The sequence below is a fragment of the Streptomyces vinaceus genome, assembly GCF_008704935.1.
In the GTDB taxonomy this organism is placed as follows: domain Bacteria; phylum Actinomycetota; class Actinomycetes; order Streptomycetales; family Streptomycetaceae; genus Streptomyces; species Streptomyces vinaceus.
In genome coordinates this window covers 4,739,490-4,761,960 of the sequence record NZ_CP023692.1, presented here as the reverse complement: position 1 = coordinate 4,761,960, position 22,471 = coordinate 4,739,490, and the positions used below count along the sequence as shown (strand labels likewise).

The 22,471-nt window shown below is 71.4% G+C and carries 21 protein-coding genes and 1 tRNA gene; 14 read left to right on the top strand and 8 right to left on the bottom strand.

Annotation, left to right across the window (positions count from 1 at the left end):
- The first annotated feature begins 186 nt into the window (after nucleotides 1-186).
- From CP980_RS21510 to CP980_RS21485, 6 genes are all read left to right on the top strand, one after another.
- On the top strand, nucleotides 187-1,227 hold the full coding sequence (locus CP980_RS21510) for an ABC transporter substrate-binding protein (RefSeq protein WP_150528854.1): 1,041 nt from the start codon (nucleotides 187-189) through the stop codon (nucleotides 1,225-1,227).
- A gap of 72 nt (nucleotides 1,228-1,299) precedes the next feature.
- Complete coding sequence (locus CP980_RS21505; RefSeq protein ID WP_150528853.1) at nucleotides 1,300-2,232, top strand: siderophore-interacting protein; 933 nt, start codon at nucleotides 1,300-1,302, stop codon at nucleotides 2,230-2,232.
- 145 nt (nucleotides 2,233-2,377) lie between these two features.
- Nucleotides 2,378-3,859: a pyridoxal phosphate-dependent decarboxylase family protein gene (locus CP980_RS21500; RefSeq protein WP_150528852.1), complete on the top strand. Its 1,482-nt coding sequence runs from the start codon at nucleotides 2,378-2,380 to the stop codon at nucleotides 3,857-3,859.
- A complete protein-coding gene (locus CP980_RS21495) occupies nucleotides 3,843-5,144 on the top strand; it encodes a lysine N(6)-hydroxylase/L-ornithine N(5)-oxygenase family protein (RefSeq protein ID WP_150528851.1) in 1,302 nt (433 codons plus the stop codon). The genes CP980_RS21500 and CP980_RS21495 overlap by 17 nt, the downstream gene beginning before the upstream one ends.
- Nucleotides 5,141-5,728 (top strand): GNAT family N-acetyltransferase, encoded by a 588-nt coding sequence (locus CP980_RS21490; RefSeq protein ID WP_150528850.1) that lies wholly within the window; start codon nucleotides 5,141-5,143, stop codon nucleotides 5,726-5,728. Before CP980_RS21495 ends, CP980_RS21490 begins: the two co-directional genes overlap by 4 nt.
- Complete coding sequence (locus CP980_RS21485) at nucleotides 5,725-7,515, top strand: IucA/IucC family protein (protein WP_150528849.1); 1,791 nt, start codon at nucleotides 5,725-5,727, stop codon at nucleotides 7,513-7,515. Before CP980_RS21490 ends, CP980_RS21485 begins: the two co-directional genes overlap by 4 nt.
- A gap of 82 nt (nucleotides 7,516-7,597) precedes the next feature.
- Here the strand turns inward: CP980_RS21485 and CP980_RS21480 are convergent, their stop codons facing one another.
- Entirely contained in the window at nucleotides 7,598-9,178 is a 1,581-nt protein-coding gene (locus CP980_RS21480) for a beta-N-acetylhexosaminidase (protein WP_150528848.1), read from the bottom strand.
- Nucleotides 9,179-9,229: 51 nt separating this feature from the next.
- On the opposite strand from CP980_RS21480, the gene CP980_RS21475 reads away from it, so the two are divergent.
- The 3 genes from CP980_RS21475 to glmS all read left to right on the top strand — a co-directional run bounded on the left by CP980_RS21475 (nucleotide 9,230) and on the right by glmS (nucleotide 12,425).
- Nucleotides 9,230-10,135 (top strand): DUF4429 domain-containing protein, encoded by a 906-nt coding sequence (locus CP980_RS21475; protein WP_132755012.1) that lies wholly within the window; start codon nucleotides 9,230-9,232, stop codon nucleotides 10,133-10,135.
- Nucleotides 10,136-10,255: 120 nt separating this feature from the next.
- Nucleotides 10,256-10,531, top strand: a complete 276-nt coding sequence (locus tag CP980_RS21470) for a hypothetical protein (RefSeq protein ID WP_099892169.1) — start codon at nucleotides 10,256-10,258, stop codon at nucleotides 10,529-10,531.
- 76 nt (nucleotides 10,532-10,607) lie between these two features.
- The gene (gene glmS, locus CP980_RS21465; RefSeq protein WP_132755010.1) at nucleotides 10,608-12,425 is read left to right on the top strand and encodes a glutamine--fructose-6-phosphate transaminase (isomerizing); all 1,818 of its coding nucleotides are present in this window, start codon (nucleotides 10,608-10,610) and stop codon (nucleotides 12,423-12,425) included.
- A gap of 83 nt (nucleotides 12,426-12,508) precedes the next feature.
- Here the strand turns inward: glmS and CP980_RS21460 are convergent, their stop codons facing one another.
- Nucleotides 12,509-13,078: a GPR1/FUN34/YaaH family transporter gene (locus CP980_RS21460; protein WP_150528847.1), complete on the bottom strand. Its 570-nt coding sequence runs from the start codon at nucleotides 13,076-13,078 to the stop codon at nucleotides 12,509-12,511.
- Nucleotides 13,079-13,177: 99 nt separating this feature from the next.
- Nucleotides 13,178-13,708 carry a universal stress protein gene (locus tag CP980_RS21455; RefSeq protein WP_099892163.1) on the bottom strand — a complete coding sequence of 177 codons (531 nt, stop codon included), beginning with the start codon at nucleotides 13,706-13,708 and terminating at the stop codon, nucleotides 13,178-13,180.
- A 498-nt stretch (nucleotides 13,709-14,206) separates the two neighbouring features.
- Between CP980_RS21455 and CP980_RS21450 the strand changes: the two genes are divergently transcribed.
- The 4 genes from CP980_RS21450 to CP980_RS21435 all read left to right on the top strand — a co-directional run bounded on the left by CP980_RS21450 (nucleotide 14,207) and on the right by CP980_RS21435 (nucleotide 16,949).
- The gene (locus CP980_RS21450) at nucleotides 14,207-14,527 is read left to right on the top strand and encodes a hypothetical protein (RefSeq protein WP_165937235.1); all 321 of its coding nucleotides are present in this window, start codon (nucleotides 14,207-14,209) and stop codon (nucleotides 14,525-14,527) included.
- A 374-nt stretch (nucleotides 14,528-14,901) separates the two neighbouring features.
- Nucleotides 14,902-16,074, top strand: a complete 1,173-nt coding sequence (locus tag CP980_RS21445) for a helix-turn-helix domain-containing protein (RefSeq protein WP_099892159.1) — start codon at nucleotides 14,902-14,904, stop codon at nucleotides 16,072-16,074.
- Between the two features lie 93 nt (nucleotides 16,075-16,167).
- Nucleotides 16,168-16,770: an oligoribonuclease gene (orn, locus tag CP980_RS21440; RefSeq protein WP_099892157.1), complete on the top strand. Its 603-nt coding sequence runs from the start codon at nucleotides 16,168-16,170 to the stop codon at nucleotides 16,768-16,770.
- A 106-nt stretch (nucleotides 16,771-16,876) separates the two neighbouring features.
- Nucleotides 16,877-16,949, top strand: a tRNA-His gene (locus CP980_RS21435).
- 77 nt (nucleotides 16,950-17,026) lie between these two features.
- Here CP980_RS21435 and CP980_RS21430 read toward each other — a convergent pair.
- Both CP980_RS21430 and CP980_RS21425 read right to left on the bottom strand, forming a co-directional pair.
- Nucleotides 17,027-18,052: a LacI family DNA-binding transcriptional regulator gene (locus tag CP980_RS21430; protein WP_150528846.1), complete on the bottom strand. Its 1,026-nt coding sequence runs from the start codon at nucleotides 18,050-18,052 to the stop codon at nucleotides 17,027-17,029.
- A gap of 215 nt (nucleotides 18,053-18,267) precedes the next feature.
- Complete coding sequence (locus tag CP980_RS21425; protein ID WP_150528845.1) at nucleotides 18,268-19,107, bottom strand: NAD(P)H-binding protein; 840 nt, start codon at nucleotides 19,105-19,107, stop codon at nucleotides 18,268-18,270.
- 118 nt (nucleotides 19,108-19,225) lie between these two features.
- Between CP980_RS21425 and CP980_RS21420 the strand changes: the two genes are divergently transcribed.
- Nucleotides 19,226-19,732 carry a MarR family winged helix-turn-helix transcriptional regulator gene (locus CP980_RS21420; protein WP_132755000.1) on the top strand — a complete coding sequence of 169 codons (507 nt, stop codon included), beginning with the start codon at nucleotides 19,226-19,228 and terminating at the stop codon, nucleotides 19,730-19,732.
- Between the two features lie 188 nt (nucleotides 19,733-19,920).
- On the opposite strand, the gene CP980_RS21415 is transcribed toward CP980_RS21420, so the two are convergent.
- The 3 genes from CP980_RS21415 to CP980_RS21405 all read right to left on the bottom strand — a co-directional run bounded on the left by CP980_RS21415 (nucleotide 19,921) and on the right by CP980_RS21405 (nucleotide 22,454).
- A complete protein-coding gene (locus CP980_RS21415; protein ID WP_150528844.1) occupies nucleotides 19,921-20,217 on the bottom strand; it encodes a DUF3303 family protein in 297 nt (98 codons plus the stop codon).
- 102 nt (nucleotides 20,218-20,319) lie between these two features.
- Nucleotides 20,320-20,994 carry an NADPH-dependent F420 reductase gene (locus CP980_RS21410; RefSeq protein WP_150528843.1) on the bottom strand — a complete coding sequence of 225 codons (675 nt, stop codon included), beginning with the start codon at nucleotides 20,992-20,994 and terminating at the stop codon, nucleotides 20,320-20,322.
- Between the two features lie 68 nt (nucleotides 20,995-21,062).
- Nucleotides 21,063-22,454, bottom strand: a complete 1,392-nt coding sequence (locus tag CP980_RS21405) for a sensor histidine kinase (RefSeq protein ID WP_150528842.1) — start codon at nucleotides 22,452-22,454, stop codon at nucleotides 21,063-21,065.
- Nucleotides 22,455-22,471: the final 17 nt, after the last annotated feature.

The following is a 22,471-nucleotide window of genomic DNA, read 5'->3' as shown; positions in this document are numbered from 1 at the left end:
AGCCCGGCGCCCCCGGTTCGGCGCGATGGGCGCCTCGTACGTGTGGGGAAGGGGCGACGGGAGGGGCGCGGGAGAAGGCGCCCCGGAAAAACTTAGGGCCCCCTTACCGTTTTTGGCCAAGGTTAGGCTAACCTTCCCTCCGAACGGCCCAGTGGCCGCCCGGCACGCACGAAAGCGGACATAGACATGCCCAAGTCCCGTACCTCCTACCTCTCCCGCCGCGGTCTCATCGCCGCCGGCGGCGCTCTCGGCCTCGTCGCGGCGCTCACCGCATGCGGCGGCTCCGACTCGGCGAAGGGCGAGGCGGGCGACAAGGACAAGGGCGCCGCCGCCTCGGGCCCCTGGACCTTCAAGGACGACCTCGGCAAGGACGTCAGTCTCAAGGCGAAGCCGAAGAACATCGTCGCGTTCACCGGCACCGCCGCCGCGCTGTACGACTACGGCATCCAGGTCAAGGGCGTCTTCGGCCCGACCAAGACCGCCGACGGCAAGCCCGACGTCCAGGCCGGCTCGATGGACATCTCCAAGGTCGAGGTCCTCGGCAACGTCTACGACGAGTTCAACGTCGAGAAGTACGCCTCCCTCCAGCCCGAGCTGCTCGTCACCAACACCTGGGACGGCACCTACTGGTACGTGCCCGAGGCCTCCAAGGACAAGATCCTGAAGCTGGCCCCGGCCGCCGCCATCGGCGTCGGCGGCGACGTCTCCATGGACAAGGCCCTGGAGCGCACCGCGGACCTCGCCAAGTCCCTCGGCGCCGACATGAACGCCAAGTCCGCCGCCGACGGCAAGGCCCGCTTCGACGCCGCCGCCGCCAAGGTCCGCGAGGCCGTCAAGGCCAACCCGGGCATCAAGGTCCTCGTCGGCTCCGGCTCCGCCGACCTCTTCTACGCCTCCTCCCCCGACACCTCGGCCGACCTGAAGTACTTCAAGTCCCTGGGCGTCGAGTTCATCACCCCGGACAAGCTGGGCGAGGGCAACTTCTTCGAGAGCCTGAGCTGGGAGAACGCCGGCAAGTACAAGGCCGACCTGGTCCTCCTCGACAACCGCACCGGCACCCTCCAGCCGGAGGAGCTGAAGGCCAAGCCGACCTGGGCCGAGATGCCCGCCGTCAAGGCCGGCCAGGTCGCCCCGCGCGTGACCGAGCCGATCTACTCGTACGACAAGTGCGCCAAGATCCTGGAAGACCTGGCCAAGGCCATCCAGGGCGCCAAGAAGGTCAGCTGACCCTCGGCAGGCCCCACCGGCCTCCGGGCGCCCGACCGGGCGCCGCTTCCGCTCCCAGGGGGGACTCTCCGCATGACCGCCACCGCATCCGCATCCGCATCCGCAGCGACGGCCTCCGAAGCCGTCCCGGCCGCCGCCCACTTCCGGTTCTTCGCGCTCGAAGTGCTGCGCACCCGCCGGCTCGGGCACTCGTTCCTGCGGGTCACGTTCGGCGGGGAGTCCCTCGCGGGCTTCCGCTCGGGCGGCTACGACCAGAGCCTCTCGCTCTTCCTGCCGCCCGCGCACGAGGAGCACACCGTGCTCCCGTCCACCGATGAGGACACCTGGTTCGGTGCCTGGCGCGCGATGCCCGACGCCGACCGGCCGGTGATGCGCTCCTACACCGTCCGCGAACAGCGACGTACGGCCGAGGGTGCGGACGAGGTCGACATCGACTTCGTCCTGCACGGGGACTCCTCCCCCGCCTCGTACTGGGCCGGACGGGCCGTCACCGGCCGCCGCATCATGGCGATCGGCCCGGCCGTCGCGGAGAACAAGTCCGTACGGTTCCAGCCACCGGCCGCCACCGACGCGCTGCTGATGTACGCGGACGAGACGGCGCTCCCGGCCGCCGCCGCGATCCTGGAACGCCTCGGCTCCGACGTGCGGGTCTCGGCCTGGTTCGAGGTCCCGCACGCCGACGACCGGCTCGACCTGCCGACCTCCGCCGACGCCGAGATCCACTGGATCGTGCGGGAGGGCGGCGCGGGCAAGGAGCGTACCGAGCGCGTGGTGGAAACGCTCCGAGCTGCGCAACTCCCTGACGCCGAAGCTCCGTACGTCTGGCTCGCGGGCGAGGCGGGCACCGTTCGGGCGGTCCGCAGGCATGTGGTGCAGGAACGTTCCATCGACCGGCGCGCGGTGCGTTTCACCGGCTATTGGCGCCTCGGTGCGAGCGAGGAGGAACTCCTCGCCGAGGCGTACTCGGGACAGGCGGCCAGCGAGGACCCCACCTCCGCGCTGTAGCGCCAACTACCCCTATTCACTTGCCAGTTGAAAGACGGGCCCCGGCTTTTGGCCGGGGCCCGTCTCCATTTTGCGGGGCACTTAGGTTAGGCTAACCTAAGGGACATCTTCCCCGCCCCCCTCTCCCCCGCCCGGAGGAACGTTGATGCGCTCGCATCTGCTGAATGAGACGACCGCTGACCTGTACCGGCGTTCCGTCACGGAAGGCGTCGAGCGCGTCGCCGCGAAACTCGCGACCACCGAGCGGCCCCACACCGGCATCTCGGTGGACGAACTCGCCCCGGTCATCAACGCGATCGACCTCGACCGGCCCCTCGACGACCCGGCCGCCGTCCTCGACGAGCTGGAGGAGGTCTACCTGCGCGACGCGGTGTACTTCCACCACCCGCGCTACCTGGGCCACCTCAACTGCCCGGTCGTCATCCCCGCCGTCCTCGGCGAGGCCGTCCTGTCGGCCGTCAACTCCTCCCTGGACACCTGGGACCAGTCCATCGGCGGCACGCTCATCGAGCGCCGCCTGATCGACTGGACCGCCGGGCGCATCGGCCTCGGCCCGGACGCGGACGGCATCTTCACCTCCGGCGGCAGCCAGTCCAACTTCCACTCCCTGCTCCTGGCCCGCGACGAGGCCTGCCGCACGGTCATGCAGCGCAGCGAGCGCCCCCTCGCCAAGTCCGAAGTCCTGCCGAAGCTGCGCATCTTCACCTCCGAGGCCAGCCACTTCAGCGTCAAGAAGTCGGCCGCCATGCTCGGGCTCGGCTACGAGGCCGTCATCGCCGTCCCGGTCGACCGCAACCGCCGCATGGACACCTCCGTGCTCGCCCTGGAGCTGGAGAGCTGCGTCCGCGAGGGCCTGTTCCCCATGGCCGTCGTCGCCACCGCCGGCACCACCGACTTCGGGTCCATCGACCCGCTCCCCGAGATCGCCCGCCTGGCCGCCGAGCACTCCACGTGGATGCACGTGGACGCCGCGTACGGCTGCGGACTGCTGGTCTCCCCCACCCGCCGGCACCTGCTCGACGGCATCGAGCACGCGAACTCCGTCACCGTCGACTACCACAAGTCGTTCTTCCAGCCGGTCAGTTCCAGCGCCATGCTGGTGCGCGACCGCGACACCCTCAAGCACGCGACGTACCACGCCGACTACCTCAACCCCCGCCGGATGGCGGAGGAGCGGATCCCCAACCAGGTCGACAAGTCCATCCAGACCACGCGCCGCTTCGACGCGCTCAAGCTCTGGATGACCCTGCGCACCATGGGCGCCGACGGCCTCGGATCGCTCTTCGACGAGGTCATCGACCTGGCCGCCGCGGGCTGGGAGGTCATCGACGCCGACCCGCGCTTCGAGGTGGTCGTCCGCCCGCAGATCTCCACCCTGGTCTTCCGCTACGTGCCCGAGGGCGAGGTCCGTGCGGACCTCGTCGACGAGGCCAACCTGCACGCCCGCAAGGCTCTGTTCGCCTCCGGTGAGGCCGTCGTCGCCGGCACCAAGGTGGACGGGGACCAGTACCTGAAGTTCACCCTCCTCAACCCGCAGACCACGACGGCCGACATCGCGGCCGTCCTCGACCTCCTCGCCGCACACGCCGAGCAGTTCCTGGGAGAATCCCTTGCCGTCCACCTCTGAGCCCCACGACTTCATCGGCATCGGCCTCGGTCCCTTCAACCTGGGACTCGCCTGCCTGACCGCGCCGATCGACGAGCTCGACGGTCTCTTCATCGAGTCGAAGCCGCACTTCGAGTGGCACGCCGGGATGTTCCTGGACGGCGCGCACCTGCAGACGCCGTTCATGTCGGACCTGGTCACCCTCGCCGACCCGACCTCGCCCTTCTCCTTCCTGAACTACCTGAAGGACAAGGACCGGCTGTACTCCTTCTACATCCGGGAGAACTTCTACCCGCTGCGGACCGAGTACAACGACTACTGCCGCTGGGCCGCAGACCGCCTCACCAACGTGCAGTACTCCACCTCCGTCACCGAGGTCACGTACGACGAGCGGGCCGAGGTGTACGAGGTACACACCGACCGCGGCGAGACCCACCGCGCACGCCGCCTGGTCCTGGGCACCGGCACTCCGCCGCACGTCCCGCCGGCCTGCGCCGGTCTGGGCGGCGACTTCACGCACAACTCCGCGTACGTGCAGAACAAGGCGGAGCTCCAGCAGAAGAAGTCGATCACCCTCATCGGTTCCGGCCAGAGCGCGGCGGAGATCTACTACGACCTCCTCTCCGAGATCGACGTGCACGGCTACCAGCTCAACTGGGTGACCCGCTCCCCGCGGTTCTTCCCGCTGGAGTACACGAAGCTGACGCTGGAGATGACCTCCCCGGAGTACGTGGACTACTTCCACGCGCTCCCCGAGGAGACCCGCTACCGGCTGGAGACCCAGCAGAAGAACCTGTTCAAGGGCATCGACGGCGAGCTCATCAACGCCATCTTCGACCTGCTCTACCAGAAGAAGGTCACCTCGCCGGGCCCCGTCCCGACCACCCTGCTGACCAACACCTCGCTGAACTCGGCGGCGTACGACACCACCACGGGCACCTACACCCTGGGGCTGCGCCAGGAGGAGCAGGAGCGCGACTTCTCCCTCGCCACCGAGGGCCTGGTCCTCGCGACGGGGTACAAGTACACGCTGCCGGAGTTCCTGAACCCGGTGCGCGAGCGCCTCGTCTTCGACGGCCACGGCCGACCGGACGCGGCCCGCAACTACAGCATCGACGTGACCGGCCGCGGGGTCTTCCTGCAGAACGGCACGGTGCACAACCACTCCATCACCTCGCCCGACCTGGGCATGGCCGCGTACCGCAACGCGTACATCGTCGGAGAGCTCCTCGGCCGCGAGTACTACAAGGTCGAGAAGTCCATCGCGTTCCAGCAGTTCGCCGCCCCGGAAGGCAGCCACGCATGAGCACCACCGCAGAAACCGTCTACACCCGCACCGACGCCGTCCTCGGCACCTTCGCGATCCGCCCGCTGGACCCGTTCGCCGACGCGGAGCTGCTCCACGGCTGGGTCACGCACCCCAAGGCCTCGTTCTGGATGATGCAGGACGCCTCGCTGCCGGAGGTCGAGCGCGAGTACATGCGCATCGCCGCCCACGAGCACCACGACGCCTTCATCGGCCTCCACGAGGGCCGCCCGGCCTTCCTGATGGAGAGGTACGACCCGGCCCAACTGGAGCTGGTGGGCCTGTACGAAGCTCAGCCCGGCGACGTCGGCATGCACTTCCTCGTCGCGCCGAGCGAGCGGCCGCTGCACGGGTTCACCCGCGCCGTGATCACGACGGTGATGGCCGCGCTGTTCGCCGACCCGGAGACCGAGCGCGTGGTCGTCGAGCCGGACGTGGAGAACACGGCGGTGCACGCCCTGAACGAGGCGGTCGGCTTCGTCCCCGACGGCCCGGTGCAGAAGCCGGAGAAGACGGCCCTGCTGAGCTTCTGCACCCGCGCGCAGTTCGAGGCGGCCACCGGCCTGACGGGAGAGTCCATATGAGCCTCGCCGACGCGATCTCGCACCTGTCCCCCGAGCTGTGGGCCCGCGCGAACCGCGCCCTGGTCCGCAAGGCCCTGGCGGAGTTCTCGCACGAGCGCCTGCTGACCCCGGAGCCGGTCGACGGCTCAGGGTCCACGTACACCGTCCTCAGCGACGACGGCTCCGTCGAGTACCGCTTCACCGCGGCCCGCCACGCCCTGGACCACTGGGCGGTAGACGAGGCCTCGGTCACCCGCCTGCGGGACGGCGCCGAGCTCCCGCTGGACGCCCTCGACTTCCACATCGAGATGCGCGAGGCGCTGGGCCTGAGCCCGGAGGTCCTGCCGGTCTACCTGGAGGAGATCTCCTCCACCCTGGCGGGCTCGGGCTTCAAGTACACGAAGCCGCAGGTCCCCGCCGCCGTCCTCGCGAAGTCCTCCTTCCAGGACATCGAGACGGGCATGACCGAGGGCCACCCCTGCTTCGTCGCCAACAACGGCCGGCTCGGCTTCGGCGTGCACGAGTACCTCTCGTACGCCCCTGAGACGGCGAGCCCCGTCCACCTGGTGTGGGTGGCCGCCCGCAAGGACGTCTCCACCTTCACGGCGGGCGCGGGCCTGGACCACGACGCGTTCATGCGCGCCGAGCTCGGCGAAGCCGCCGTCGCGGGGTTCGAGGCCAAGCTGTCGGCCCTGGGCCTGGACCCGGCGCAGTACCACTTCCTGCCGGTCCACCCCTGGCAGTGGTGGAACAAGACCACGGTCACCTTCGCCGCCGAGATCGCCAACCGCCGCCTCGTGCTGCTCGGCGAGGGCGAGGACGCCTACCTGGCCCAGCAGTCGATCCGTACGTTCTTCAACACCACGACGCCGACGAAGCACTACGTGAAGACCGCCATCTCGGTCCTCAACATGGGCTTCATGCGCGGCCTGTCCGCGGCCTACATGGAGGCCACCCCGGAGATCAACGACTGGCTGCACCAGCTGATCGAGGGCGACGAGGTCCTGCGGTCGGTGGACTTCTCGATCATCCGCGAGCGCGCGGCGATCGGCTACCACCACCGCCAGTACGAGCGCGCCACCGACCGCTACTCGCCGTACCGCAAGATGCTGGCCGCCCTGTGGCGCGAGTCCCCGGTGGAATCGCTGGAGGACGGCGAGCGCCTGGCGACCATGGCCTCGCTGCTGCACGTCGACTCCGAGGGCAAGTCCTTCGTCGGCGCGCTGATCGAGGAGTCGGGCCTGACCCCGTCGCAGTGGCTGAAGCCGTACCTGAGGGCCTACCTCCTGCCGCTGCTGCACTGCTTCTACCAGTACGACCTCGCGTACATGCCGCACGGCGAGAACACCATCCTCGTCATCGAGAACGGTGTGGTGAAGCGGGCGATCTTCAAGGACATCGCCGAGGAGATCGTGGTCATGGACCCCGACGCGGTGCTCCCGCCGGCCGTCGAGCGCGTCAGGGCCGACATCCCGGAGGACATGAAGCTCCTGTCGATCTTCACGGACGTCTTCGACTGCTTCTTCCGCTTCCTGGGCTCGATCCTGGCGGCGGAGGGCATCTGCGAGGAGGAGACCTTCTGGCGGGCGGTCGCGGAGTGCGGCCACGACTACCAGGAGTCGATGCCGCAGCTCGCGGAGCGCTTCGAGCGCTACGACCTGTTCGCCGAGGAGTTCCAGCTGTCCTGCCTGAACCGGCTCCAGTTGCGCAACAACAAGCAGATGGTGGACCTCGCCGACCCGGCGGCCGCCCTCCAGCTCGTCGGCACCCTCAAGAACCCCGTCGCGCCTTACGCATCGCGACGGTGATCAAAGGGGCGGGTGCGCTGCCGATACGGTCCCTCGGCAGCGCACCCGCCTCGGCGTCCTCGCTTCTGCGGCCGGACGCGGGCTACGTCCAGGGGACGTCCGGCGCCCGGTAGTACGTGATGTCCTGGGCGTCCAGCCGCGGGCCCTGCGCCGCGACCCGGCGGCCGTACTCGCTCCAGTCGCGCGGACCCCGGCTCCAGCCGAGTTCCGCGAGGCCCAGTACCCGCGGGAACGCCATGAACTCCAGGTCCGCCCGGGTCGCGATCGTCTCCGTCCACAGCGGCGCCTCGACGCCGAGGACCGCGGACTCCGGCACCCCGGCCGCGGCCAGGTACGTCGCCGGGTCCCAGTCGTAGGCCCTGCGCACCGGGACGAGCCCGGCCCACGCCAGCCCCGGCTTGGTCGTCAGGTCGTACTTCATGTCCAGGTACAGCCGGTCCGCGGGCGAGAGGATCAGCCGGTGGCCCGCCTTCGCCGCCGCGGCCACCGCCGCCTTCTCGGCGGCCGCCGTCCTGTCGTGACCCCAGTACTGGAGGACCGCCCCCGGCGCCGGGCGGGCCGTGGCCAGCTGGTGCCAGGCCACCACCGTCTTGCCGTGGCGCCCGACGATCTGCTGGGCCCGGTCCATGAACGCCGCGTAGTCCGCCGCCGGCGTCGAGTGCGCCTCGTCCCCGCCGATGTGCAGGTAGCGGCCCGGCGTCAGCTCGGCCAGCTCGCCGAGCACGTCGTCCACGAACGCGTACGTCCGCTCCTCGCCGACGCACAGCGAGCTGAAGCCGACCTTGGTCCCGGTGTAGCGCTCGCGCGCCTTCCCGTCGCAGTTCAGCTCGGCGTAGGAGGCCTGGGCCGCGTTCACGTGCCCCGGCATGTCGATCTCCGGGACCACGTCGACGTACCGCTCGCCCGCGTACGCCACCAGGTCCCGGTACTGGTCCTTCGTCCAGTACCCGCCCGGGCCGCCGCCGACCTCGCTGCCGCCGCCGTACTGCGCCAGCCGCGGCCAGGAGTCGATCGCGATCCGCCAGCCCTGGTCGTCGGTCAGGTGCAGGTGCAGCGTGTTGACCTTGTACTGGGCGAGCTGGTCCACGTACCGCTTGACCTGCTCGGACGTGAAGTGGTGGCGGGCGATGTCCAGCATGGCCCCCCGGTAGGCGAAGCGGGGGGCGTCGGAGATCTCCCCGCCGGGCACCGTGCCCGGACCGGCCGGCGGCAGCAGCTGGCGCAGCGTCTGGCCCGCGTGGAAGAGCCCCGCGGGGGTCCGGGCGGTCAGCGTGACCCCGCCCGGAGCGGACTCCAGCCGGTACCCCTCGGCGCCGGTCCCCTCGGCCCGCTCGTCGAGGCGCAGGCGGATCCCGTCGCCTTCGGCCCCGTCGACCACGGGCAGCGGGAGCCCGCTGGAGCCCCTGAGCTGCTCCGCGAGGAGCTCGCCGACGCGCCGGACCTCCTCGCCGCCCGGGCCGGTACGGATGACCGTGCCCGCGCCCACCGCGTACCCGGGACCTTCGGCCCGGGCGGAGGCGGGCGCCGGCAGGAGCTGAGCGTAGGGGGCGAGGGCGGCCGGGCGGCCGTCCCCGGGTCTGGCGTCGGCGGCGGGGGACGAGGCGCAGGAGACGGCCGCGCCGAGGACCAGGAGCGTGCCGAGCGTGCGTCGCAGGACTCTCATAGAGCAGGTATAGGACAACGGGCCTGCCGGGGCCGGTGCGAGAATCGGCGGATGGCGGAAATCATCCAGAAGGACGGCACATGGACCTTCGACGGGGACGCGGTGCGGATCGTGCCCGGCCGCGACAAGGGGGTGGGGCTGCTGCGCCAGACGCTGGGCGAGGTGGTCGTCCCGTTGCACGCGCTCGCCGGGATCAGTCACGAACCGGGCCGCAGGACCGGCCGGTTGAGGCTGAAGCTGCGTGACGGCGCGGACCCGCTGCTCCAGGTGACGGGCGGGCGGCTGCCGGAGGCCTCCGATCCGTACCGGCTGACGGTGGACGCGGACCGGACCGGGGTGGCGGAGTACTTCGTGGACGAGGTCCGGAGCGCGCTCCTGCTGGACCAGGTGGACCCCGGGCCGGCGGACGCCTACCTGCTGCCGGGGCCGGCCGTGCCGATCTCGGTGGCCGCCGGGGACGGGACGGTGGCCTTCGACGGGGACCGGGTCGCGCTGGACTGGAACTGGACGACGGAGGAGGCCAAGAGCTCCGGCGGGCCCCGCGAGTTCCGGGTCGCTGACCTGCGGGCGGTGGAGTGGTCCCCCTCGAAGGGCCTGGAGAACGGATGGATCAGGTTCACCCTGGCCGGCGCCCCGGCAGCGCCCGCGCCCAAGTACGACCCGCACACGGTGGAGCTGTTCGGCTTCAAGAAGGACCCGTTGATGGCGCTGGTCGCGGCGGCCGTGGCGGTACGGATGCCCCATCCCCGGGGCGCCGCGGCGCCCGCCGAGTCCGCCCCGGCCCTGTCCAAGGCGCCGGTGCCGGAGCTGGCGGCCTCGGCGGCGGAGCCGGCGGCCCCGGAGGACCACGACGCCCTGCTGCGCCGGCTGCGCGAGCTCGGCGATCTGCACCAGGGCGGCATCCTCACGGCCGAGGAGTTCGCCGCGGCCAAGCAGGCCGTTTTGAGACGTTTCTGACCCTTACCTCCCGCTTTCGCTGACCGGATTTACGCATTCCGCTGGTCTGGACCAGGAGGATCCTGCCCGGAATCGGGCAGGATCTTTGCGTTCCCGGCCGTGGCCAGTCAGTATCTACGGGTGCTCGACCGCCGCCCGTCTCATGACGATCTCGTCGACCACCTGGTGCGCAGCACCGCGCTGCAGCGCGGCGAGGCCGCCCGGGTGGTGCTCGACGTACTCGCGTACTTCGACGAGACGACCGAGGAATTCGTGCGCCGCCGCCACCGTGAGCTCCAGTCCGGCGGGGCGGTCAACGCGGAGATCTTCGAGCGGATCGCGGCCGAGCTGCCGCACCGCGCCGTGGCGCCGCCGGAACTCTCGGTCCGGCAGCTGCGCCGCATCGTCTACGGCTGAGCGACAGGGCCGCCGACGGACAGGCGCGGCGACAACAGCGGCAAGGGCAACCGAACTTCAGGAGGGGCAAGACTTTATGTGCGGAATCGTGGGTTACATCGGCAAGCGTGACGTGGCACCGCTGCTGCTGGAAGGCCTGCAGCGACTGGAGTACCGCGGATACGACTCCGCGGGCATCGTCGTCAACAGCCCGAAGTCCCCCGCGCTCAAGGTGGTCAAGGCCAAGGGCCGGGTCCGCGAGCTGGAGTCCCGCGTGCCCAAGCGCTTCGCGGGCACCACCGGCATCGCCCACACCCGCTGGGCCACCCACGGCGCGCCGAGCGACGTCAACTCGCACCCGCACCTGGACCCCGAGGGCAAGGTCGCGGTCGTCCACAACGGCATCGTCGACAACGCCGCCGAGCTCCGCACCAAGCTGGAGGCCGAGGGCGTCGTCTTCGTCTCGGAGACCGACACCGAGGTCATCGTCCACCTCGTCGCCCGCTCCCAGGCCGACACCCTGGAGGAGAAGGTCCGCGAGGCCGTCAAGGCGATCGAGGGCACCTACGGCATCGCCGTCATGCACGCCGACTTCGCCGACCGCATCGTCGTGGCCCGCAACGGCTCGCCCGTCATCCTCGGCATCGGCGAGAAGGAGATGCTCGTCGCCTCCGACGTGGCCGCGCTGATCGCCCACACCCGCCAGGTCGTGACCCTGGGCGACGGCGAGATGGCCACCCTCAAGGCCGACGACTTCCGCACCTACACCACCAGCGGTACGAAGACCACCGCCACCCCGGAGACCGTGGAGTGGGAGGCCGCCTCGTACGACATGGGCGGCCACGACACCTACATGCACAAGGAGATCTCCGAGCAGCCCGACGCGGTCGACCGCGTCCTGCGCGGCCGGATCGACGACCGCTTCAACACCGTGCACCTGGGCGGCCTGAACCTGGACCCGCGCGAGGCGCGCGGCATCCGCCGGGTCAAGATCCTGGGCTGCGGCACCTCGTACCACGCGGGCCTGATCGGCGCCGGCCTCATCGAGAGCATGGCCCGCATCCCCGCGGACGCCGAGCCGGCCTCGGAGTTCCGCTACCGCAACCCGGTCGTGGACCCCGACACCCTGTACATCGCCGTCTCCCAGTCCGGTGAGACGTACGACGTGCTGGCCGCGGTGCAGGAGCTCAAGCGCAAGGGCGCCCGCGTCCTCGGCGTCGTCAACGTGGTGGGCTCCGCGATCGCCCGCGAGGCCGACGGCGGCGTGTACGTGCACGCCGGCCCCGAGGTCTGCGTCGTCTCCACCAAGTGCTTCACCAACACGGTCGTGGCCTTCGCGCTGCTCGCCGTGCACCTGGGCCGCATCCGCGACCTGTCGGTCACCGACGGCAAGCGGATCATCGAGGGCCTGCGCAAGCTGCCCGCGCAGATCCAGGAGATCCTCGAAGGCGAGGAGGACATCAAGAAGCTGGCGGCCGAGTACGCCGAGGCCAAGTCGATGATGTTCATCGGCCGGGTCCGCGGTTACCCGGTGGCCCTGGAGGCCTCCCTCAAGCTCAAGGAGATCTCCTACATCCACGCCGAGGCCTACCCGGCCTCCGAGCTCAAGCACGGCCCGCTCGCGCTCATCGAGCCAGCGATGCCGACGGTCGCGATCGTGCCGGACGACGACCTGCTGGAGAAGAACCGCGCGGCGCTGGAGGAGATCAAGGCCCGCAGCGGCCGGATCCTCGCGGTCGCCCACCGCGAGCAGGAGAAGGCCGACCACACGATCCTCGTGCCCAAGAACGAGGACGAGCTGGACCCGATCCTGATGGGCATCCCGCTCCAGCTGCTGGCGTACCACACGGCCCTGGCCCTGGGCCGGGACATCGACAAGCCGCGCAACCTGGCGAAGTCCGTCACGGTCGAGTAGTCGCACCCGCTCACCAGGCGGCAGAACGGCCCCCGGGGGATTCCCCGGGGGCCGTTCCCGTACGTCCGCTTCCGCGGGGGGCCTCAGCCCGTGGCGACCGCGCCGCGGCCGGAGGACTTGCCCAGCGCGGTGGGCCAGTGGGCCAGCGCCGCGGTGGCGCCGTACCAGAACATCAGCCCGCAGAGCGCGGCCACCCAGCCGGCGACCTTGGCGAGCCCGCCGATGTCGGCGAAGGAGCCGACCGCGAGGAGCAGCAGGGAGAGGGTGAGCAGGGCGTACGCGCCCTGGCCGAACAGTCCGCTCGCGGCGCTCAGGGTGAGGGTCAGCGCGAGCAGGGCGAAGAGGACCAGGAAGAGTCCGGCCGCATGTGCCGAAACCTTTCCGTCCGCCCCCGTGGCCCAGGTGAACCAGAAGGCGCCGAGGCCCGCGAACGCCGTGCCGTTGAAGCCGTTCCCACCACGGAATTCGAGGACTCCGAGGACGAACAGGGCGAGACCGCCGACGTAGGTCGCGAGTGACACGGAGTTGGCGACGGACACTCCGCTGACGATGGCGGTGTGGCCGATACCGAATGCGAGAAGGGTGAGACCCAGGGCTATGTTCCCGAGGGTCGAAGTCGAGGCCGTGCTTCCCGCAGAGACACCATTGTCCACGGCGGGCTCCCTTCGATCTGCAGTTGTTTGCTGCGTCCCAGCAGCATTTATCTACCCTTTACATGGGGGTTCACAACCGCACGAGCGACGTACAGCGGGTTACGGAATGACAACAACCGGTCGCTGCGCGCGCTTGGCCAGCCGGCCCGCCACGGAGCCGAAGATCCGGCCCACGATCCCGTGCGTGGAACCGACCACGATGGCGTCCGCCGAGTACTCCCGGCCGACCTCCTCCAGCTCGTGGCAGATGTCCCCGCCCCGCTCCACCAGGATCCACGGCACCTCGGTGAGGTAGTCGGCGCAGGCGAGCTCCAGCCCGAGCACCTCGGTGCGGTGGTCCGGTACGTCCACGAAGACGGGCGGCTCGCAGCCGGCCCAGACGGTGGTGGGCAGCCGGTTGGCCACGTGCACGATGATCAGGCCGGAGCCGGAGCGGCGGGCCATCCCGATCGCGTACGCCAGGGCGCGCTCACTGGACGTGGAGCCGTCGAAACCCACCACGACCCCGTGCCGGAAGGCCGGGTCGCAGGGGTGACGTGTCTGTTCCGCCGCACGCAGGTCGCTCGACGTGTGGTCGGCGAGCGGTTTGCGCTTGCGGTCCGCGGGTTCGGGAAGTTCGTGACCGGCCATGGATGTCTCGGCGAAGAGGTCCTCGGGGGAAGGGACAAGGCGACGGAGCGGCGATGGGCGGAAGCAACGATTGAAAAAACGACGACTCTGGGTGACGGAGCTCTGTCCGGGAAGCATCTTCCCAAGCCCTTACCCACCAGGGTACGGCGACACTCCTGTCCTGCACAGGGCTTGCCACCCTTGGAGAGCGTCCCAGGGAGCATGCCGGAGACGGGGCTCCTTGGCAATGGCCGCTGTCCCCTACAGCCAGTGACGAGTTGCCGCACCGGCCGCGCCTGCGCCACCCGTGCGCGCAGTGACCGAGCCGCGCCGCGCGCCGTTGGACAGGCGTCCGACCGCCCAGGAAGAGCCCGCAGGGAGCACGCCGTGCCCGGCCATCCGGTTCACCCCGTCCAGCCCGCTCAGCCGACCCAGTCCACCCGGACCCTCCGGTCCGCCCGCCCCGCCCGACCGACCGACACGACACCGCACTTCACGCCCGCGCCCGTTCACCCGTCCGTGCACTCGGCGAGACGCCCCCATGACGACCCCGCGGGTGACGTGGTGCGCTGGGCCGCCTTCAGCTGCCTGCTCGTGCCCGTGGTGCTCGTCGTGTACGGGACCTCCTTCGGCGGGGCGGCCGTCGCCACGCTCGGGCTGGTCGCGGTCACGGCGGTGTGCCGGGCGATGCTGCGCTACTCGGAGAAGGCGCAGCGGGCCGCCCTGGTGCTCGCCGAGGACCGGCTGCCACCGGGCGGGCGCCGCCGGCGTGCGCGCACCGGGAGCGGGTCCGGGGGCCGCGGCTGCCACACGTCCGGTGGAATCTCCCCAGAGGACTGACTGATTCGCACACCCACACCCGCATGTTTTCAGCCAACTTCCCGGAAGGGTGCCGGTCTTGCCGGAATGCCCCCTCAACCCCCCTACCACCAGCGACGACAGAGCCGAGGGGGCTCCGAGACCCTACGGGTACTGGCCATGGCTGGAGGGCGAGCTTCCCACTCCGGTAGCGGAGTGGAAGGCTTCCTGATCGAATGCTTTTCGCCAAGTTGCCAAGTCGACATAGCGCTGCGTGCTGAACTTGTCACGCCGACACCACGGGACGCAGTAGATTCGATCATGTATTTACGGCGGGGGATCCACGTGCAAGGCCGAGGGGAAACGTGCAGGTGCGACCAGACCAAGGAGTCGCGACACCCAAGGGGGGCTTAGCCATGAGCCAGGATTCCACCGCCGTCGTCGCTGACGCCGGCAGGAAGCTCGCGGGGCGTCGCCGCAGGGAGATCGTCGCGGTGCTGCTGTTCAGCGGCGGCCCGATCTTCGAGAGCTCCATTCCACTTTCCGTGTTCGGCATCGACCGGCAGGACGCGGGAGTTCCACGCTATCGACTGCTCGTCTGCGCCGGGGAGGACGGTCCGCTGCGGACCACCGGCGGACTCGAGCTCACGGCGCCGTACGGGTTGGAGGCGATCGCCCGGGCAGGCACGGTCGTCGTTCCCGCCTGGCGCTCGATCACTTCACCGCCGCCGCCGGAGGCGCTCGACGCACTGCGTCTGGCGCACGAGGAGGGCGCCCGGATCGTCGGACTGTGCACGGGAGCCTTCGTGCTCGCCGCCGCCGGTCTGCTGGACGGCCGGCCCGCGACGACGCACTGGATGTACGCGCCGACGCTGGCCAAGCGGTACCCGTCCGTCCATGTCGATCCGCGCGAGCTGTTCGTCGACGACGGCGACGTGCTCACGTCCGCGGGCACCGCGGCCGGAATCGACCTGTGCCTGCACATCGTGCGCACGGACCACGGCAGTGAGGCGGCCGGGGCACTGGCCCGCCGGCTCGTCGTCCCGCCGCGGCGCACGGGCGGCCAGGAGCGCTACCTCGACCGGTCGCTGCCGGAGGAGATCGGCGCCGACCCGCTGGCGGAGGTCGTGGCCTGGGCCCTGGAGCACCTCCACGAGCAGTTCGACGTGGAGACGCTCGCCGCCCGCGCGTACATGAGCCGGCGCACCTTCGACCGGCGGTTCCGCTCGCTCACCGGCAGCGCGCCGCTCCAGTGGCTGATCACCCAGCGGGTGCTCCAGGCCCAGCGGCTGCTGGAGACCTCCGACTACTCGGTCGACGAGGTCGCCGGGCGCTGCGGATTCCGCTCGCCGGTCGCGCTGCGCGGGCACTTCCGGCGCCAGCTGGGGTCCTCCCCGGCCGCCTACCGCTCGGCCTACCGGGCGCGCCGGCCGCAGGCCGACGTGTCCACGGTCACCGAGATGTCCGGGAGCCCCGTACCGCACCAGCGCACCCCGCAGCCCCAGCGGGCGGCGGCGGCCCTGGCCGCGGCCGGCCCGACGGTGACCGAGCTGTACGCCCCCAATCGGGTCCTGCGCGAGCACGCGTAGCCCCCGCCACGGGCACTGCCTCACGGAAGGTCCCCCGCATCGGTCGCCACCGAAGCGGGGGACCTTCCGCGTTATCCGCATAAGCTGGGCCGCATGAACGATCGCATGGTGTGGATCGACTGCGAGATGACCGGGCTCTCGTTGACGGACGACGCACTTATCGAGGTGGCCGCACTGGTCACCGACTCGGAGCTCAACGTGCTCGGCGAAGGCGTGGACCTCGTGATCCGCCCGCCGGACGCGGCCCTGGAGACCATGCCCGACGTGGTGCGCGAGATGCACACCGCCTCCGGACTGCTCGACGAGCTGGCCGAAGGGATCACCCTCGCGGACGCCGAGGCGCAGGTCCTGGCGTACGTACGGGAACACGTGAAGGAGCCCCGCAAGGCGCCGCTCTGCGGGAACTCGGTCGGCACCGACCGCGGATTCCTGCTGCGCGACATGCCCGCGCTGGAGGCCCACCTGCACTACCGGATCGTGGACGTGTCCTCGGTCAAGGAGCTGGCGCGCCGCTGGTACCCGCGGGCGTACTTCAACAGCCCGCCGAAGAACGGCAACCACCGGGCGCTCGCGGACATCAAGGAGTCCATCGCCGAGCTCCGGTACTACCGGGAGGCGGTCTTCGTCCCGCAGCCCGGGCCCGACTCGGACACCGCCCGGGCGATCGCCGCCAAGCACACCCTGTCCGCCGAATAGGACCCGGCGGGAGCCCCCGGAGAACGGACGGGGGAAAGGGGGGCGCGAGCACCCTCCCGGACCCTGTACCCTTTTCTTCGGCCGGTCGGTTTTCCGACCGGACATGGTGGGTGTAGCTCAGCTGGTAGAGCACCTGGTTGTGGTCCAGGTGGCCGCGGGTTCAAGTCCCGTCACTCACCCTGCGAGAGGGCCCCGGTACGCGAAAGCGGCCGGGGCCCTTTGCGTTGTGCGCCGACGCGAACACCTGCGGGAACGTCTACGAGGACTCCCGTACGACCAGCTCGGTCGGCAGCACCACGGCCTCGTCCCCCGGCTCCCCCGCCATCCGGGCCAGCAGGATGTGCGCCATGGTCCGGCCCATCTCCTCGACCGGCTGGCGGACGCTGGTCAGCGGCGGCTCCATGTGCCGGGCCGCCACCGAGTCGTCGAAGCCGACCAGGGCCACGTCGCCGGGTATGAGGCGGCCGGCGGCGCGCAGCTCGCGGCGGGCGCCGAGCGCCGTCACGTCGGAGGCGGCGAAGACCGCGTCGAGGTCCGGGCGGCGCTCCAGCAGCTCGCGCACCGCCCGGCGGCCGCCCTCCTCGGTGAAGTCCCCGTGCGCGATCAGCGCCCCGTCGACGGGGAGTCCGGCGGCCGTCAGCGCCTCCCGGTAGCCGTCGAGCCGGCACCGGGCCCCGTAGACGTCGAGCGGCCCGGTGACGGTGGCCACCGCGCGCCTGCCCCGGTCGAGGAGGTGGCCCACCGCCCCGGCGGCGCCCGCCAGGTTGTCGCAGTCCACGTAGGGCAGCGGCTCGGCGGCCGAGCGGCGGCCGCTGACCACCGCCGGGATCCCGAGCCCGGCCAGCAGCTCGGGCAGCGGGTCCTCGGCGTGGACCCCGACGAGCAGGACCCCGTCGACGCGGTGCGCGGCCAGGTACCGGGCGAGCCGGCGGCGCTCGCGGTCGCTCCCGGCGAGGGTGAGGACCAGCTGGACGTCGGTCTCGGCGAGGGCCGCCCCGACCCCGCGGACCATGTCGGAGAAGTACGGCTCGGCGAAGAAGCGGGACTGCGGCTCGGGGACGACGAGGGCGACGGCGTCGGCCCGGTTGGAGGCCAGCGCCCGGGCGGCGCGGTTGGGTACGTACCCGAGCTCCTCGACGGCGGCCTCGACGGCGGCCCTGGTGCGCTCGCTGACCCCGGAGGCCCCGTTGACCACCCGGGAGACCGTGCCCCGCCCGACCCCGGCGCGTGCGGCGACCTCCTCCAGCGTCGGCCGTCCCCCCCTGCGCCCGTGCCCGCTCATGGCTGCCTCCCACTGCCGAATCTACCCCTCGGGCAGCGGGAGGAGCGCTGCCCGAGAAGGCCCGGCCGCGCAGCTCCCCGACGCTGCCGCCCCGGCCGGTCGGGCCGGGCCCGGCACGCTCCGCCGGAGGCGGTTCAGCGGCGGCTTAGGCCCGCGTAAACCCGACACCCTAGGGGGTGGCCGCAAAGTCCCGTCTGCACCGCGGACGGACGGCGCTACTGTGCGGGCGCCCCCTCGGCGCGGAAGGCCTCCGCGTGGTCCTGGGCCCAGGTTTCGAAGGAGCGGGCCGGGTGGCCGGTGAGCTGCTCCACGGCGTCGGTGGTCTCGACCGGGAGCCCGTCACGGGCGGCCCAGTAGTCGAGGAGCTCGTCGGCATAGGGGCCGGGTATGTACCCCTCGACCTCGGCCTTCCACTGCTCGGCGGAGACGGTCTCGAACGGTATGGGGGATCCCAGGACCCGGCCCAGTATCGCGAGTTGGGTCGCGAACGTCAGCGAGTGCGGACCCGTCAGGTGGTACGCGCGGCCGGCGAGGGCCGGGTCGGTGAGGACGGCGAACGCGGCCTCGGCGAGGTCGGCCTCGTGGACCGGGTCGCAGTGGGAGCCCGGGTAGGGCAGGTGGACCGGGCGGCCGGACTTCAGCGCCCAGGCCCAGCCGAGGGTGTTGCTCGCGAAGGACCCGGGGCGCAGCAGGGTGGTGCGCAGCGGGGAGGCCAGCAGGGCTTCCTCGACGGCGAGATGGGAGGCGGCCAGCGGGCTGTCGGCGGCGCCGGGGGCGAGCACCGAGGAGGAGGACAGGAGCACGACGTGCTCGACTCCGGCGGCGGAAGCCTCCTTGACGAAGGCTCCGGCTGCGGAGGCCTCGGCGTAGAGGAAGACGGACCGGACTCCGGCCAGGGCGCCCGCGAAGGTCGAGGGATCGCCGAGGTCGCAGCGGACGGTACCGGGTGTGTCCGGCTCGCGGGAGGCGAGGCGGTGAGGGACTCCGCGGGCGGCGAGGAGGGAGACGAGACCGCGGGCGACGGAGCCACGGGCACCGGTGACGAGGATCGACATGGCGGGTCCTGCTTTCTGTTCGGGCGGACGGTGTCCACGCTAGAATGAATACGCGGCGCAGATTCTGCATCACGAATACTCTGCGCCACACAGATAAATTTCAGGCATGGAGAAGCCGATGTCAACCGATTCCCCTCGTTCGAGTGACGCCGCCCGCGATGAGTGGAGCCGAGCCGAGCTGCTCGCGCGGATCGTCACCGAGAGCCAGCGGCACTACGCCGACTACTCGCTCTTCAACCAGGCGATGGCCGACCACGTCGGCCTGCACCCCACCGACATGCAGTGCGTCGGACTCCTCGACATGGAGCCCGGGCCCGTCAGCACCGGTGACATCGCCCGCCTCACCGGCCTGACCTCCGGCTCCGCCACCCGCCTCGTCGACCGGCTGGTCAAGGCCGGTATCGTCGAGCGGCTCGCCGACCCCCACGACCGGCGCCGCTCCCTCGTCGCCCTCGCCCCCGAGGCCCGCCGGCGGATCGGCGAGGCCTGGGACACCCCCGGCCGGGCCTTCGGCGCGGTCCTGGAGAGCTACTCCGACTCCGAACTCGCCGTCATCGCCGACTACCTGCACCGCGCCGCCGAGGTCGGCCGGGCCCAGGCCCAGCGCCTCAACTCCGGCGGCTGAGCCCCCGTACAGACGCCGGCGGCCGCCCCCGCACGCTCGCGGTGGCGGCCGCCGCCCAGGCCCGCGCCCGTGCGGCCGCGGACGCACGGACACAGAGCGGACGTGCGGGCACAGACACGGGCACAGACACGGGTACGCGCACGGACACGGGTGCGCGCACACGCCGGGCGCGCACCGCGTTCCGGCCGCTACCCGCCCTGCATCTGCGAGAGCCCCCTCGCCAGGTCCTCCGCGTTCATGACCGGACTGATCTCGATCTCGGCGTTCAGCTCCGTGAAGAGTCCTTCGAGCAGCGCCGGCATCTCCCAGCTGTCCTGCATGTCGAAGACGATCCAGCAGCTCCGGACGCCCTCGGAGGGGCCGAAGTACGCGGCTTCCGGCTTGACCTTGTCCATGAGCTTCTTCATGGCCTGGGGCAGGACGCCGGCCCTGGTGGCCTCATTGGCGGCCTGCGTGTCGATATGGGCCCGGAGCATGACTCTCATGCCTGACTCCTTCCGTCAGGCCCACGCTCGGCCGGGCCGCCGGGACCGGCAACATCGCCTCGCCCATCCGGCCCCGACCCGGCCGCGCCCCCCGCAGGGCCCTCAGTCGCCCGCCGACGCGCCCTGGATGTGGAAGTTGAAGTCCGTGTGGCCGAGCGTGCCCATCAGCCGGAGCCAGATGGGCAGGAGCATCTCCGTACCGCGGGCCGACTCGATCCCGCCGAGGTCGAGGACGCTCGCCTCCGGCCAGCCGAAGGAGTACAGCAGTTCGCGCACGGACTTCTTGGCGTCGGCGTCCTCCCCCGACAGGAACACGGAGTGCTCGCCCGGCACCCGCGCCGGTTCGACCATGACCTGGCAGTTCATCGTGTTCAGCGTCTTGACCACGCGCAGCGCCGGGAACGTCCGCTGGAGCAGCTCCCCCAGGCTGTCGTCGTCCACCGGGTCGAGGGTGGGCGGGAACCCCCGTGAGAAGTCCAGGGGGTTGGCGATGTCGATCAGCACCTTGCCGTCCAGGTGCTCGGCGTCCGCCTCCGTCAGGGCGGCGACGCTGACCTGCCCCCCGGTGGCGTTGACCAGGACCTCGCCGTGCCGGGCGGCGTCGGCGAAGGGGGCGAGGGCGACCTGCGGGTGGGCCTGCTGCCATTCGGCGTACTCGGTACGGGCCGAGGTGGCCCCGGGATCCCGGGTGCCGATGACCACCTCGTGGCCGAGGGAGACGAGGCGGGCGGCCACCGTACGGCCGACGATGCCGGTGCCGAGGACTGCGTAACGCATGACCGGTTCCATTCCGTTGGGGAAGGGAGAAGGGACGACCAACAACCAACAACCCGGTACGGTACGCGTCAGCCGCGCCGCTTGCGCCGGCTCACCCGACGCGTCCGTACGCCCCCCGCCCCACCCCGCGCCCGGTCGTCCAGGGCGATCCACACCCTGACCTCGGTCCCTCCGAGCATCGAGCGCCCGATCCGCACGTCGCCGCCCGTCGATTCCGCGACCCGGCGCACGATGTCCAGCCCGAGCCCCGTCGAACCGTCCCGCCCGCCGTCGTTGCCGCGCCGCAGCGCCGCGTCCGGATCGGCGATGCCCGGGCCCGCGTCCGAGACGAGCACGATGACCGCGTCCCCCGCGTCGTGGACGTCCACCGCGAACGGCGTGCCCTCCGGGGTGTGCCGGAACACGTTGCCGAGCAGGGCGTCGAGGGCGGCCGCGAGCTCCGGCCGGGCCACCGGGAGCCGTACCGTACGGTCGACGCCCGCGAGCCGCACCTCGCGGCCCTCGTCCTCCGCCAGCGCCGACCAGAAAGCCATCCGGTCGCGGATCACCTCCGAGGCGTCGCAGCCCGCTCCGCCCCCGCCGCCGGCCGCGCCGGACGCCGGGGCGCGCTGCTCGCGGGCGGTACGGATGATCGTGTCGACCTCCCGCTCCAGCTGCTCCACCGCCGCCCGGGTCTGCTCCGCGGCCGGCCCGTCGCCCAGCGAGGCCGCGTTCAGCCGCAGCACCGTCAGCGGCGTCCGCAGCCGGTGCGAGAGGTCGGCGGCCAGCTCCCGCTCGTTGGCGAGGAGTTCCACCACCTGGTCCGCCATCGAGTTGAACGCGACGGCCGCCGAGCGGAGTTCCTTCGGCCCGTCCTCCGGCACCCGCGCCCCCAGCCGGCCCTCGCCCAGCTGGTGCGCCGCGTCCGCGAGCCGCTCGGCGGGGCGCACCAGCCGGGCTCCGAGCCGGTCGGCGACCGCCACCGAACCCACGATCAGCGCCAGGCCGACGCCCGCGAGGACGACCCAGGCCGTCGCGACGCCGTTGCTGACCTCGCTCTCCGGTACGAAGACCTCCACGACCGCGATGTCCCCCGACCCCAGGGCGGTCGGCTGGAGCAGCGCCGAGCCGCCCCCGGCCAGCCGGACCGTCATCGCCCGCCCCAGCCGCCGGGTCTCCTCCACGGCGTGCACCCCGGCCCGCGTGGTACCGATCTCCACCGGCGCGCTGCCGCCGACCGGGGGCACGTGGACCGCCATCCGCCGGGCCGCGCCCATCTGCGTCGACTCCACGGCCTTGCTCAGCTGCCCGGGCTCGGTGGTGATGGAGAGGGTCGGCCCGATGGTGGCGGCCTGGCGCTCGGCGTTGGAGAAGGCCCGGTCGCTGGCCATCTCCTGGACGACGAGCCCGAGCGGTACCGCGAAGGCCACGACCACCATGGCCGTGACCGCAAGGCACACCTTGACCAGCGCCCACCTCATCGCGCGCTCACCGTGCC